This window comes from Candidatus Photobacterium acropomis (assembly GCF_030685555.1).
Taxonomy (GTDB): domain Bacteria; phylum Pseudomonadota; class Gammaproteobacteria; order Enterobacterales; family Vibrionaceae; genus Photobacterium; species Photobacterium lucens.
Genome location: NZ_CP131608.1, coordinates 745,532 through 758,576, shown reverse-complemented (window position 1 = coordinate 758,576; position 13,045 = coordinate 745,532). Strand labels below are relative to the sequence as shown.

Sequence of the window (13,045 nt, the reverse complement as noted above, 5' to 3'; positions counted from 1 at the left end):
CCTCACGACCCCAACAGCTCTTTCCTAATAATCTCAGCACCTGCACTTAAAGCTTCTAATTTACCTTGTGCAATGTCTTGTGCCAGTGGTGCCATACCGCAGTTGGTGCATGGGTAGAGTTTATCTGCATCAACGAATTTCAGTGCGTTGCGTAAAGTGTTAGCCACTTCTTCAGGTGTTTCAATCTTATTGCTGGCGACATCAATCGCCCCTACCATGACTTTTTTACCACGGATCAATTCGAGTAAATCCATTGGTACATGGGAGTTATGACATTCAAGCGAGATAATATCGATGTTTGATTGTTGTAATTTCGGGAACGCTTCTTCGTATTGTCGCCATTCAGAGCCGAGGGTTTTCTTCCAATCGGTATTGGCTTTAATGCCATAGCCATAACAAATGTGAACAGCGGTTTCGCATTTCAGCCCTTCAATGGCTCTTTCTAAACAAGCGATACCCCACGCATTCACTTCATCAAAGAACACATTAAAGGCTGGCTCATCAAATTGAATAATGTCGACACCTGCCGCTTCTAGTTCTTTCGCTTCTTCATTCAGGATTTTGGCAAATTCCCACGCCAGTTTTTCACGGCTTTGGTAATGCGCATCATAAAGGGTATCAACCATGGTCATCGGCCCCGGCAATGCCCATTTGATGGGTTGTTTGGTTTGCTGGCGTAAGTATTTTGCATCTTCAACAAACACCGATTTTTGACGAGAAACAGGACCAACAACAGTAGGTACACTGGCATCATAACGATCACGGATTTTAACGGTTTTACGGGTTTCAAAATCGACGCCATTAAGGTGTTCAATAAAGGTAGTTACAAAATGTTGGCGAGTTTGTTCACCATCACTGACAATATCAATTCCTGCTTGTTGTTGATTTTGCAGCGATAAACGTAGCGCATCTTGTTTACCTGCCGATAATGCATCCCCTTCTAGTTTCCACTCAGACCAAAGCTTTTCAGGCTCAGCCAGCCAATCTGGTTTCGGTAAGCTTCCTGCTGTTGATGTCGGTAATAATGTTTTCATGATAGTTAACGTCCTATGTTGATATAAATGATGAAAGCAATGTTGATGTTAGCTAGTCACGAAATTCGCTGACCATTGCTCAAGCACGGTTTGGTATGGTTTGATGAAGTGCTGCTCGGCAAATTTGCCTTGTTCACCCGCCAACCTGCTGCGCTCTTCTCGGTCATACACAATTTTGGTCAGTGAATGATCCGGGCACTTTAAGTTGGGTTTATAGGACTTTCCAGCCACTGCGTTTGCATTATAGATTTCTGGTCGATAGATCTTTTGGAATGTTTCCATCGTGCTGATGGTGCTGATCAACTCAAGGTTGGTGTAATCATTTAATAAGTCACCAAAGAAGTAGAACGCCAAAGGAGCAACACTGTTTGCAGGCATGAAGTAACGTACCTGTAAGCCCATTTTTTGGAAGTATTGCTCGGTTAATGACGACTCATTGGGTTTATATTCCACGCCCAATATTGGGTGCTGATTTTCGGTGCGGAAATAGGTTTTATTGTCTGACACGCTTAAACAAATCACCGGTGTCTTTTTAAAATTCTCTTTATAAACAGTAGAGTTAACAAAACTTTGGAAGATTTTGCCATGCAGCTCGCCAAAGTTATCTGGAATACTAAACTGCGGCTTACCTTTATTATGGTTTTGCAGTAATACGCTGAAATCGTAATCACGCACATAAGAAGAAAAGTTATTACCGACAATCCCTTCAATACGCTGGTTGGTTTGATTATCAATAATGTGGGTTTTTAATACTTCGATGGATGGGAATGTTTGACCTTGCCCTTCAATGTCGATATCAACCGAGACAATTTCAAGCTCAACGGAATAACGATCACCTTGAGGGTTATCCCAGTTCGCCAAGGCATTAAAGCTGTTATTGATCATGTTTAATGCGTTACGTAGATTCTGTTGGCGACTTTCCCCTCTCGCTAAGTTAGCGAAATTGGTAGTAATACGTGTGTTGCTAGCGGGATGATAATTTTCATCAAGGCCCGTCTTATTAATAGTAAATGTGAAATCCTTTGTCATAGCGGCCTCTTCCTTTTAGCTGAAATAAGTAGAATGCTGATGCGCTGTCTGTATTTAGTTATACGGAGAGGAGTTGATGAAAAAAAGTGGATTTCTTTCACATTCAACATGAGAAAAATTCAAGTTAATAGGTTTGAGTTGTTACAAACTTGTAAGCTATAGTGCTCAACCAATTTTGAATGGATGTATTTTTGTTCAATAACTTAACTAAGATTGCGATGAAGAAGTGAATGGAATGACTGAATTATTGTTAATAATATATTGCGCATTACTTGGCAGTGGCGTGGGCTTTTTAGCGGGATTATTAGGTATTGGTGGCGGCTTAGTCATTGTGCCTATCTTGAGTATTATTTTACTCCACTTTGCGATTTTACCACCTGATCAGGTGGTGATTGTTGCCATTGCTACTTCGTTAGCGTCTATCCTGTTTACTTCGACTTCTTCAGCAATTGCTCACCATAAAAACGGCAATGTGCCTTGGGAGTTAGCCCCTTGGATCATGACGGGGGTTGCCCTTGGCGCTCTGATCAGTGGCTTTCTTGCCGCCTTATTACCAGCCAATGTGGTACGTATAGTATTTGCTGTGAGTGTGGCATTAATTGCACTAAAGATGTTCTACAGCAGCACCCAAAAGGACAACGCCAAAACACGTAATATGCCAAACAATGTTGTGCTTACCTTTTTAACTACGATAACGGGCGGTTTGTCTGCGATGATTGGCATTGGTGGCGGTGCACTGTTAGTGCCTTTATTAACTTTCTTCTCGCTTGATATGAAAAAGGCCATTGGCTGTGCCTCGGCATGTGGCATTGTGATCGCGCTGTTTGGCTCGATTGGTTATATCACCTCTGGTAGCAGTTATTTAGCTATCAGTGATGGTTTTGCAGGCTTTGTATATTTACCAGCACTATTCGGTATTGTGTGTACCTCTTGGTTCACCGCTCCATTAGGTGCAAAAGCCACTCACCATTTACCTGTGCCGACGATCAAAAAAATCTTCTCAGTGTTATTACTAGCAATGGCGACCAATATGGCGATGAGTTAACAACTTTTCATAATTAAACAAATAAAGATAAAAAAGCGAACTCTAAGGTTCGCTTTTTTATCTTCATATACAGTGATATAGATACTTAATAGATCCTAAAAGTATCGCAATATAAGGTGCCGTAGCCTACGTTGTAACATACCGCACTTTTCTGATTTGATGACTTGTTAGAGCCAATCACTTTCGTACTATAGTTGCCTAATGGTACGATAGGTGTGCCCGTTAATGGTAATTTGATTGGGTTAGTATCAAACTGCTTATCTTGATTTAAGTAACAATTGACTGCGTTATTTGTTGGATCGTATTTACACAAATCATCACGTCCATCGCCATCCACATCATTAAATTCGGTACCGCCTAAATCAAATATTTGGAATGGTAGATGAACTGAATAATCCTCAAGCTTATTGTCTTTATTAATATAAGAGCAATGGAAATAGTCATGATTACCAACAACGCGACAATAGTGCGGATGTTCGTAGGTCATTTTTAGTGAGAATCTTAAGTTGCTATAACCACCATCAACATAGCCTGTTTCCACGGTTTGCCATGTATTATCCTTTTTGTGCAAGTTACAGCGTAGATGCGTCCAGTTATACACCAATCGACAGTAATCCTCTTCACCATTCCCATCAATATCTAACCAAATACGAGAATTAGCCCAGCCGCTATCATCATCATTAAAATCACTAGAGTTACCTGTTAAATCACTACATGTTGTTTGTGTTGATGATATTTGTCGGCATAAATTGCTTTTATGATCAGAAATATTTGTCCAATGGCGGCTTGAATCATAGCCAGCATTCACATATTCACCTTCCTGGTTAACGCTAAATGGTTTTTCAATGGTTGATAATGAGCACACTGGGTGTGTCCTATTGTATTGGAGCCGACAGTAATCGGTTTTTCCATCACCATCAGCATCGACAAAATCTTGCCCTGCTGCCCAACCATAATCAGGTAATACCACTGTGGTAGTTTTAAAATGAAAGTTACCGAGATTTCGTAAACACGTAATGTATTTTTTATCACTATAGGCATCGGTATTAAAACCACAGTAGCTTTGATTACCTAATCCATCCAGATCAACCCATTTGTGTGGATAATCATGAAGTGGAAATACCATGCTGTTACTTGTGGTTGTCTCTGACTTTTTAACGATTTTAGAAACGTGCATTAATGAACGAACATTTTCTAAATACTGATAAGCCTTATCAGATTGTGCTTGTAAACAGGCTTGGGCATCTAATGCTTTTTGATTATCTGTGGTGCTTCTTTTCACTATTCGCGGAACGCCACATAAATCAACATAGTTATGCCAAGGAAATTGTCGCCAAGCGTTGTGATCAATCGGGAAACCAGCAAATTGGTAAGCATCCCACGCTGGTGAAATATGTAAGTTCTCATACAAGCTGCGTCGATAAGCTCTATTTTGCGTCATCGATGCTGATATCACACCGCTAGTGACAGTGTACCAACCCATGACTTGTGACCATGGAATACCCCCTAGCGCCGCCACTTCGTGTTCATCTGGGTGTGGTGAAAAACGACCTAGCACTTCATTAACATCAATTAAATTAGGGGCTGTCGCTATAACATAAATATAGTAACGAGGATAACCAGACAATATAGTTTGCCCCACGACGTGAGCACTACGCATAGAATGTGATGTCGAGACATAACCATCATTATCACGAGCCATACCCGTTTGTGTACCTTGAGCATGAGTCAATAAATTAATATTCATTGGCCTATTACGGCTGAAATACTCCTCGAAGCCTCGCGGATTAAAACCATTAGTGGCTTGTATGTCTTCAGGAGAACGCGAATCTGCCCGATATAATGGTGGATCGTCAGCAAAAACGGGAAACGATAAAAATATTACTAATAATATTCCGATATAATTAAACATAAAAAATTTAAATGCAAAAAAAGGTGACAACAGAATAACTAAGCATTTTATTTAACTAAATAGAAGATAATCAAAAACAACAAAAAGCAATAGTATTTGGTTTCATATATAAAAATAACAAAAAGTAATTTCCAGTGTTTTTATTAATTAGAATAAAAACAATTAACATCTATAAATATCTAATAAAATAACGAGATAATAATAAAACCATGAAATAGAAATAATATCGATTTTATTATCTGATATTTAATTTGAATCTATTTATTAAATACTGCATATTCTTATCACTAACTATAAGCAGCCAGATAAATGGCTCAACTTCAAAAGGCAGGTGACGTAATGCGTGAGATAATATTATTACGCGGATTATTTAGAGGCAGTTTCCATTGGGGGGATTTTCCAACAACACTACAACATGCATTTCCTCATTGTTCGGTTACTTGCATTGATATACCCGGCAATGGTGAGTTATCGACTCTCACCTCCCCTATGAGTGTTGCTGCTATGGTAGAAAGCATTCGTGCCCAACGACAAGGTAAAGGTAGTGTGAATCTTCTTGCTATTTCTATGGGCGGTATGATCGGACTTAAATGGGCAGAGCTTTACCCTAGTGAAATTCAATCGCTCATTTGTATTAATACCAGTGCTAAAGGTTTTAGTCCGTTCTATGAGCGTTTACTGCCACAAAATTACTTTAAAATTCTAAAGGCATTAGCCTCTAAGCCATTAGCAAGAGAAAGTGCAATTTACCAGATGGTTGCCAACCAACCTCTTGATATTAATATCGTTAATGCATGGGCTAAGTATGGTAACGAGCACCCAATGAGTGTAGGTAACTTCTTGCGCCAATTGTACGCTGCCAGCACATTTAAAACCGTACGCCCTCAATGCGAACTGCATTTTATTTCTTCCACACAAGACAGACTTGTCAGCTGCAAAGCCAGTCAAGCTATCGCAAACGCTTGGCATAGTCCGCTGATCACCAATAATACTGATGGTCATGATATTCCGTTAGATAATCCACAATGGCTAATAAACACCATCAGCACCCTGTGGCAGCAAGCGTCGACTAATTCTTAAATTGATATCGTCGTCTGAGTTATCAGACGACGTATTTTTAGTCCTTATCTATTTTTAAATTTTGGCAGTAACCCATTGACCTTACGCATATAATCAATGTACTGGCTGCCAAACTGACGAATAAGATCCTTTTCTTCCAATGACTTACCAATAGAAATATAAACAATCACAAAGACCGCAAACAGCAAGTGCTCTATGGTCATAACATCAGTGAACATAAAGCCTATAATGAATCCAAGATAGATTGGGTGTCTTACATATTTATAGATATAAGGCGATTTAAGCTCACCTGTTAGCTTGCTACTGATACCAAATGACTGCTTTACGCCATACATGCCTAATGGGTCAATCAGTAACGATGATATTAACGCAATACACCACCCCAATAACGAAACAGCAATTAACACATAGCCAAAGATTGTTCCCTGAAAATCCCACAACACTATTCCTGATTCTTTAAAGTTAAACGGAATTAAAAACATCAAGCTGCTGGCGATTAAAATATATGTTGCACGTTCAACGCCATAAGGAATAAATCGCTTTATGCTATCTCTTGCGAGTAAACTATGATGAACAGAAAAGATAAGAAGAAAAAATGTATTGTTTATTATCGCCAATAATAACGGTGATTGTTCTTGAGGTTGAAATAAGTCAAAAGAGAAAAATCCAATGGTATAAACACTTGCCAACAGAAATAGTGTAATAGAGAAAACACAATATGTTATTTTTATAAAACGCATAAATTTAAAGCAATAATTTGATAATTAAATTATTATATCAATAAGTAGTTATTATTTACATATCAATGGGTGCTTAACTTTTTACTATTCAAAAACACTATTACTAAAAATGAAAACGTTTATTTGACAGCAAATTTTATTACTAACAAATCCAACGATAAAAACTTACCAGTCGTTATATACAACTTAATTTAAAGTGTTATTTGTTATTAGAAATTTGATTGATAAATATCAATTCAAACATAAATTAGTTTAAATTTTTCTATACAAGATCCATCATCGACCTCAATATGACCACAGGAGCATATCGATACAGGGAGGTTATAAAAAATGGTATTAAACATCAGTGATAATTTAACACTAAGGCAAAAGCTCGATCATCTTAATACGCTGATCCAAGACTGGTATCCTGATTATGTCGGCTTTGCGATTGCTATGTTAGACAATGATAATAACTTGTATTCGGTTTATCGCAGCCAAGGTTATGGGGCTAAGTTTCCTGATTTTATTGAAGCTATTCATAAATCATCAAGACTTTCCACACTAAGAGAGAAACGCTCTCCTGACATTATTGATGATATGACCTGCCACTTACCCTCAATCAAGCATATTCATCAAACATTGATCAGGAAATCTTGTTTATCAAGTATGGCTACGCCTATTTATAATAAGAACGATGAGTTCGTTGGGATAATGTTTATAAACGCTCGTATTCCCTACTTCTTCAGCCAAAATCTCAACTTTTTCAATACAATTTCGCTTATCGCCTCACTCTTTATTAATGATGATCTCAATGTGAAGCGTTCCTTTCACAATATAATTAAAACCATCTTACTGATCAGCCACCACAAAGATCCTGAAACCCAAAATCACTTAAAGCGAGTCGCTGAATACAGCCGCTTAATTGCACTCTATCTTGGTAGAAAAAAACGCTGTAGCGGTGATTTTATTGATGCGGTTTATCACTATGCCGATATGCATGATATTGGTAAGTATATGATCCCTGATGAAATTCTATTTTCTACTAAGATTTATACGCCAGAAGAGCGGCAGATCATGAATGAGCATCCAGAGCTTGGCTATCAGCTTATTTTAAAAACCTTAAAACAATGGGGTGGGATCACTGATGATAATTTAAAAGTCATTCTCAATATTATTAGGCATCATCATGAGCGCTTTGACGGTGAAGGATTCCCACTAAAGCTTAAAGGCGAAGATATTCCTTTAGAAGCCCGTATAGTCACCGTTGCTGATGTCACTGACGCCCTACTCAGCTACCGCCCTTATAAGAAGCCATGGCCTGTAAGTGACGTTATCAACTATTTGCAAGATGGCAGTGGTAAACAATTTGATCCTCTTTGCGTTGAAGCAATCACTAAAAACATCACAAAAGCGACGTTAATTCAAAATAAATACCCAGATCATCTCACTGATGAAGGCTAATGATAAACAAAATCACATTAAGGATTGAGTTATGAATGTAAGCTAAATGTCATGAAAATCGCCAAAAACAGCCATTAAAGTCATCTCTTTGTTAAAACCAAACCATTCACACCATGAATGCTTGTTTGTGCTTTGTTCATAATCTAACATCCGCTGCAACATTTATTCATAAATTGAAAAAAGGGTCTTGCATGAAGAAGTTATGTTTAGCAGCAATGGTAGCTACAGTACTTGTTGGTTGTAACGCTGGTGATGAAGTTGTAGAGCATGGTGGCATCGATATTAATAATATGAGCCAAGCGGATCTACAAGGCTACGCTGACGTGACAGCTGACGCAGTGACTGTTGTTGCTCGCGCTGCACAAGACTGTGCGACAGGCCTTGCAGTAGGTAATACTAATCAATGTGATATCCCTGAATTTCAAGGCAACATCGATATTGCCGTAGCTAAAGGTAGTGTGAAAGTAGAACGCCAACAAAACGAAATCATTATCCACACACCGACAGCAATGCAGTTCACTACTCATAACGCTATCACCAATGGCGAAGTGATCACTTTAAGCTTTAACAGCACAACAGATGATGATTACATCATGACAATGAATGACTACGGTCAGATCATGTTTAAAGGTATGTTGATTAATACTGCTGAAAGTAATGCTAAATACTGGTCTACAGAAGCGAAAGCACCATTTACTTACCAATACGATGCAAATACTGTTCACCCATACCTAACAAAAGGTAACGGTGTTATCACAGGTAGAGATAACCAGCACTTTAACTGGTATGCAGACGATGAAGGTCACATTTCAGTAGCACGTTAATCCTAACGTATGAATAAAAAAATAGCCCAGCTCTCATCAAGCTGGGCTATTTTATTGATTAAATTAACTGAAGCACTTGTTTAATCATTGCCATTCCTTCAGGTGTGAACGACAAAATAAACGCTGCACAGTTAACAATAATGGTTAACCATAAAATCGCTTTAAATGGCTGTTTTTGCGATTTATGACGTAGAATTTTTTGTGCCCATAATGCACCAGGCCAACCGCCAATTAATGCTAATAAATGCAGTGTTGCTTCTTTGGTTCGCCACTTATCAGCTTGTGCTGCACGTTTATCATGAGCATACACAGCAAAGGTCACCACACTTAATACTAAATACGCCACCAGCACTTGGTATGGGCACTGAAATAGCACTACTGACAAAGCAACAAAGCCTAAGAAGATCACGCTAAACCACTGTGCTTTTGAAAATGGTGCGGTGTATTTATCTAATCCTGAATGAGCATTTACAAACGCAACATTACTTGCTGATAAACGCCCTTTGCTATCAGTACCCAGTTTAAAGTTCACTGGTTCTTGGATACGTGGACGACTTTGCTTATCAGTTAATGCTGAAACGTGAAAAAAAACATCATCACCGCCATTGTCTGGCGCAATAAATCCAAAGCCTTTTTGCTGATTCCAGCTAATTATTTTTCCCTTTTGGGTCATGTCTGTTCCTAGCTAATCAATATTACTGACCGCTACATGATGCGTTGTGTTAGGTGTTGGTGCGCTGAATCTGAAATATCATTACCCCACGCTTGGCGAGATAACTTTTTCGCAGCAACGAGTGTTGAACCTGAACCAAAGAATGGATCAGCAACCACTTCTCCTTCCACACTGCTTTGTTCAATTAAAATCTCTAGTAGCGGTACGGGTTTTTCTGTTGGATAGCCGCGATATACCCGCTTACATTCCAATACATCTGGAATTGATAAGTTATTGAGTTTTCGTTTCCCTTTTTCGAAAAACAATATGAATTCATAACGGGCACGATAATGGTATCCCATACCAATCGCGACTTTATCCCACACTATTGGTTTCCAAAATTTGAAACCCACTTGTTCTGCAATCGGCTTAATGTGAAACATGGTTTCTTGATCGCAAAATAAGTAGAAGTGACTATTTTGTTTTAAAACTCGGTAGGCTTGTGTCAGCAGAGTTTCAAATCGCTCGTTCGGGAAGATATTAAACCATTGGTTACTCGAACCTTTACTCTGTTTTAAGCGGGTTGTTGTACCAACTGCACGATGCTTTTCCAATGATTCATAAGGTGGATCTGTGATCAATAAATCAATACTTTGATCGGGTAAAGAAGATAACCACTCAACCGCATCTTGTTGGAATAACTGCATCGAAAAACCTAACTAACCAATGAAATATGTAAATAGCGAGCCATATCATACGTCAAATTATCTGTTTTCTCATAAATATGTGATCCTGCGTTCAATCTATTGATATTCTTAAGAGTAATATCTATAAATTCCATATAAGAATAATCAACATAGGAAATAGTAATGAGTAAACGCGCTTTAGTTGTCGAGGGTGGTGCAATGCGTGGTATTTTCGCCACGGGGGTTTTAGATGCCTTTATCGAACGAGAATATAACCCTTTTGACTTTACCATCGGCGTATCAGCAGGCTCGGTTGTTCTTATGGGATACCTTTGTGAAAGCTATCAACGTAACTACAAAGTGATCACCGAATATGCTCGCAGCAAGGAATTTATTAATTACAAACGCTTTGTTAAAGGCGGCAATCTCATTGATATTGATTGGCTGTGGAATACCAGTATTAACAACTTGCCGTTAGAGATCCAAAAATACGAAAACCGTAACGTACCACTTTATGCAACGACGACTGTGGTTGATACGGGAGAGCCTTCTTATGTTGAAGTCACACGCCATAATTTAGATGAAGTGATGACGGCAACATGTGCCCTACCTATTATTTACCGTCAGTTTCCACAAATAGATGGTATTGCAATGAGTGATGGCGGTATTGCCGATCCTATTCCAGTGATTGAGGCCTATAACAAAGGGGCGCGTGATATTACGGTGATCCTGTCTCATGCTCAGGGCTTGTTTGCAAAAAATCGTCAAGTGCCTTGGCTTACTCGTCGCTTGTTTAGAACTAACCCTGTATTTGGACAAGAGTTTCTCACCAAGGAATCACGTTACAATAAGGCGTTATATTTTATTCATAACCCACCGAAAGATTGCAAAATCACGGCGATTGCTCCTGACAAAACTTTTGTGATCAAAAGGCTCACTAAAGACTTAGAAAAATTGGATCAAGGCTATCAGCAAGGACGTAACGCAGGGCTTAAATTAGTCGATAATGATCCTAGCTTTAAGGGCTAGTCATTATTTATTCATTATCACTACTAAAAAAATAACAATTACGTATACTGCCGTCTTCACTTAACACCACGGTTAGTTTTACATGATTATTTTTACGACCAATGTTGGCGATATCACCATTGAGCTTAATAAACAAAAAGCCCCTGTTACTGCAAAGAACTTTTTGAAATATTGCCAAGATGGTTTTTATGAAGGAACGATTTTTCATCGCGTGATCAAAGGCTTTATGATCCAAGGTGGTGGTTACACCGCTAACATGAAAGAAAAGCCAACACGTGCGCCTATCGTGAATGAAGCTAACCGTGGGTTAAAAAACGTAATTGGTTCTATTGCAATGGCAAGAACAGATGCCCCCCATTCTGCCACTGCTGAATTTTTTATTAATGTCGCTGATAACGATTTTCTCAATCACACTGCAACAACAAATGCTGGTTGGGGATACGCGGTGTTTGGTCAAGTGACTGCTGGTATGGATGTGGTTAATAAAATCGCCAAAGTGAAAACAACCTCTATCCGTGACTATGAAGATGTGCCTAAAGAGCCAATCGTGATAGAGAAAGTGACTATTCTTGATTAAGCGTTTAACGCTATACAACCAACACAAAAAAGCCCGCCTCTTTTGCTCTTAATAATAGAGCTCAGATTCGGGCTTTTTTACTGCGTCTTTGACTAACTATTCGCTATCAACCGATAACACCATCGACACTTTTCTAGCTTCACGTCTAGCTTGTGATTGTAAACGTGAAAAGTGGGTTTTAATAAATTGATCGACAAACGGAAAATCCGTTTCACTGTAGTTACGTAGTGCTAAGCCAATCGCTTGTTGCACTTCATATTCACTGTCATCAGCAAGGTGCAAGATGGTGTCACATAACAGCTCAACATTGGTCTCTGTTTGATGATTCATTTGCGCTAATAACGATGCGCGTCTTAACCATTTATTATCAGAGTCTCGCCAAGCAATCACATCTGATTCAAATTGACGATGTTGCTTCAGTACAGGGCTGATCAAGTTTGTCACTAAACGATCGCCTACGTCTACACCGTCAACTGTTTCTAACATTTCAGTATAAATAGGCCATGCCTGTTCATTAATAAACGACTGATAATACTCGCCTGCATCCAATGCAAGATAACGCTCTTCACGATATACCCCCGACCACAACCAAAGCAGTAATCGATGATAATTATCAGCTGTATCAATCGTAGTATGAGCCACTGCCAATTGAAAAATGTCGTGTCGTTGTTCTGTGCTTATCCCATAACAAGGCTGTTTAACACTAAGAGAAGATTGCATCTGTGCTGCAACAGTTTTATTAGCCGATTGCGCTAAATGCTGCTGCATATAGATAACCATGGGTATAACAAATGACATGATGGAAACATTTCCTTTTGCACAGTGTGGTCGTGGTATCACAACTACACATTGTTACGAAGTTACTGACTTATATTTATATATATCTTTTATTATTCTAGCGAAACCAAATGGAGTGCTGTTTATTGAACTGTTTCATATTAGCAGAGAAAGCACAATAAATTTATAAACATAGCCCTGTGAACATTGGTATTGT

Annotated in this window: 13 protein-coding genes; 6 read left to right on the top strand and 7 right to left on the bottom strand. The window is 38.8% G+C overall.

Translation table 11 applies throughout. The features are described from left to right. Positions 1-2 precede the first annotated feature (2 nt). Positions 3-1,034 (bottom strand): methionine synthase, encoded by a 1,032-nt coding sequence (locus Q7657_RS03420; RefSeq protein ID WP_107165605.1) that lies wholly within the window; start codon positions 1,032-1,034, stop codon positions 3-5. Positions 1,035-1,082: 48 nt separating this feature from the next. Further along, positions 1,083-2,063 carry a DUF1852 domain-containing protein gene (locus tag Q7657_RS03415; RefSeq protein ID WP_107165604.1) on the bottom strand — a complete coding sequence of 327 codons (981 nt, stop codon included), beginning with the start codon at positions 2,061-2,063 and terminating at the stop codon, positions 1,083-1,085. 235 nt (positions 2,064-2,298) lie between these two features. On the opposite strand from Q7657_RS03415, the gene Q7657_RS03410 reads away from it, so the two are divergent. Beyond that, positions 2,299-3,108 carry a sulfite exporter TauE/SafE family protein gene (locus Q7657_RS03410; protein ID WP_107165603.1) on the top strand — a complete coding sequence of 270 codons (810 nt, stop codon included), beginning with the start codon at positions 2,299-2,301 and terminating at the stop codon, positions 3,106-3,108. A gap of 85 nt (positions 3,109-3,193) precedes the next feature. Here the strand turns inward: Q7657_RS03410 and Q7657_RS03405 are convergent, their stop codons facing one another. Next, positions 3,194-5,020 (bottom strand): enterotoxin A family protein, encoded by a 1,827-nt coding sequence (locus Q7657_RS03405; protein WP_107165913.1) that lies wholly within the window; start codon positions 5,018-5,020, stop codon positions 3,194-3,196. A 309-nt stretch (positions 5,021-5,329) separates the two neighbouring features. On the opposite strand from Q7657_RS03405, the gene Q7657_RS03400 reads away from it, so the two are divergent. Further along, complete coding sequence (locus Q7657_RS03400) at positions 5,330-6,100, top strand: alpha/beta fold hydrolase (RefSeq protein ID WP_107165602.1); 771 nt, start codon at positions 5,330-5,332, stop codon at positions 6,098-6,100. Positions 6,101-6,144: 44 nt separating this feature from the next. On the opposite strand, the gene Q7657_RS03395 is transcribed toward Q7657_RS03400, so the two are convergent. Then, the gene (locus Q7657_RS03395; RefSeq protein ID WP_107165601.1) at positions 6,145-6,840 is read right to left on the bottom strand and encodes a methyltransferase family protein; all 696 of its coding nucleotides are present in this window, start codon (positions 6,838-6,840) and stop codon (positions 6,145-6,147) included. Between the two features lie 330 nt (positions 6,841-7,170). Between Q7657_RS03395 and Q7657_RS03390 the strand changes: the two genes are divergently transcribed. Both Q7657_RS03390 and Q7657_RS03385 read left to right on the top strand, forming a co-directional pair. After that, a complete protein-coding gene (locus tag Q7657_RS03390; protein WP_107165600.1) occupies positions 7,171-8,283 on the top strand; it encodes an HD-GYP domain-containing protein in 1,113 nt (370 codons plus the stop codon). 191 nt (positions 8,284-8,474) lie between these two features. Then, positions 8,475-9,107, top strand: a complete 633-nt coding sequence (locus Q7657_RS03385; protein WP_053988873.1) for a hypothetical protein — start codon at positions 8,475-8,477, stop codon at positions 9,105-9,107. A gap of 58 nt (positions 9,108-9,165) precedes the next feature. Here Q7657_RS03385 and Q7657_RS03380 read toward each other — a convergent pair whose 3' ends face one another. Both Q7657_RS03380 and Q7657_RS03375 read right to left on the bottom strand, forming a co-directional pair. Beyond that, the gene (locus Q7657_RS03380) at positions 9,166-9,780 is read right to left on the bottom strand and encodes a DUF1294 domain-containing protein (RefSeq protein WP_107165599.1); all 615 of its coding nucleotides are present in this window, start codon (positions 9,778-9,780) and stop codon (positions 9,166-9,168) included. Between the two features lie 32 nt (positions 9,781-9,812). Continuing rightward, complete coding sequence (locus Q7657_RS03375) at positions 9,813-10,466, bottom strand: DNA-methyltransferase (protein WP_023934443.1); 654 nt, start codon at positions 10,464-10,466, stop codon at positions 9,813-9,815. Between the two features lie 162 nt (positions 10,467-10,628). On the opposite strand from Q7657_RS03375, the gene Q7657_RS03370 reads away from it, so the two are divergent. After that, a complete protein-coding gene (locus Q7657_RS03370) occupies positions 10,629-11,474 on the top strand; it encodes a patatin-like phospholipase family protein (protein ID WP_107165598.1) in 846 nt (281 codons plus the stop codon). Positions 11,475-11,556: 82 nt separating this feature from the next. Then, complete coding sequence (locus Q7657_RS03365) at positions 11,557-12,051, top strand: peptidylprolyl isomerase (RefSeq protein WP_053988870.1); 495 nt, start codon at positions 11,557-11,559, stop codon at positions 12,049-12,051. 96 nt (positions 12,052-12,147) lie between these two features. Here the strand turns inward: Q7657_RS03365 and Q7657_RS03360 are convergent, their stop codons facing one another. Next, a complete protein-coding gene (locus tag Q7657_RS03360) occupies positions 12,148-12,849 on the bottom strand; it encodes a DNA alkylation repair protein (protein ID WP_107165597.1) in 702 nt (233 codons plus the stop codon). Positions 12,850-13,045: the final 196 nt, after the last annotated feature.

What these genes read in the sequence shown, in the direction of transcription:
- Q7657_RS03420 (WP_107165605.1), bottom strand. Translation starts at nt 1,034, where the DNA reads ATGAAAACATTATTACCGACATCAACAGCAGGAAGCTTACCGAAACCA.
- Q7657_RS03415 (WP_107165604.1), bottom strand. Translation starts at nt 2,063, where the DNA reads ATGACAAAGGATTTCACATTTACTATTAATAAGACGGGCCTTGATGAA.
- Q7657_RS03410 (WP_107165603.1), top strand. Translation starts at nt 2,299, where the DNA reads ATGACTGAATTATTGTTAATAATATATTGCGCATTACTTGGCAGTGGC.
- Q7657_RS03405 (WP_107165913.1), bottom strand. Translation starts at nt 5,020, where the DNA reads ATGTTTAATTATATCGGAATATTATTAGTAATATTTTTATCGTTTCCC.
- Q7657_RS03400 (WP_107165602.1), top strand. Translation starts at nt 5,330, where the DNA reads ATGGCTCAACTTCAAAAGGCAGGTGACGTAATGCGTGAGATAATATTA.
- Q7657_RS03395 (WP_107165601.1), bottom strand. Translation starts at nt 6,840, where the DNA reads ATGCGTTTTATAAAAATAACATATTGTGTTTTCTCTATTACACTATTT.
- Q7657_RS03390 (WP_107165600.1), top strand. Translation starts at nt 7,171, where the DNA reads ATGGTATTAAACATCAGTGATAATTTAACACTAAGGCAAAAGCTCGAT.
- Q7657_RS03385 (WP_053988873.1), top strand. Translation starts at nt 8,475, where the DNA reads ATGAAGAAGTTATGTTTAGCAGCAATGGTAGCTACAGTACTTGTTGGT.
- Q7657_RS03380 (WP_107165599.1), bottom strand. Translation starts at nt 9,780, where the DNA reads ATGACCCAAAAGGGAAAAATAATTAGCTGGAATCAGCAAAAAGGCTTT.
- Q7657_RS03375 (WP_023934443.1), bottom strand. Translation starts at nt 10,466, where the DNA reads ATGCAGTTATTCCAACAAGATGCGGTTGAGTGGTTATCTTCTTTACCC.
- Q7657_RS03370 (WP_107165598.1), top strand. Translation starts at nt 10,629, where the DNA reads ATGAGTAAACGCGCTTTAGTTGTCGAGGGTGGTGCAATGCGTGGTATT.
- Q7657_RS03365 (WP_053988870.1), top strand. Translation starts at nt 11,557, where the DNA reads ATGATTATTTTTACGACCAATGTTGGCGATATCACCATTGAGCTTAAT.
- Q7657_RS03360 (WP_107165597.1), bottom strand. Translation starts at nt 12,849, where the DNA reads ATGTCATTTGTTATACCCATGGTTATCTATATGCAGCAGCATTTAGCG.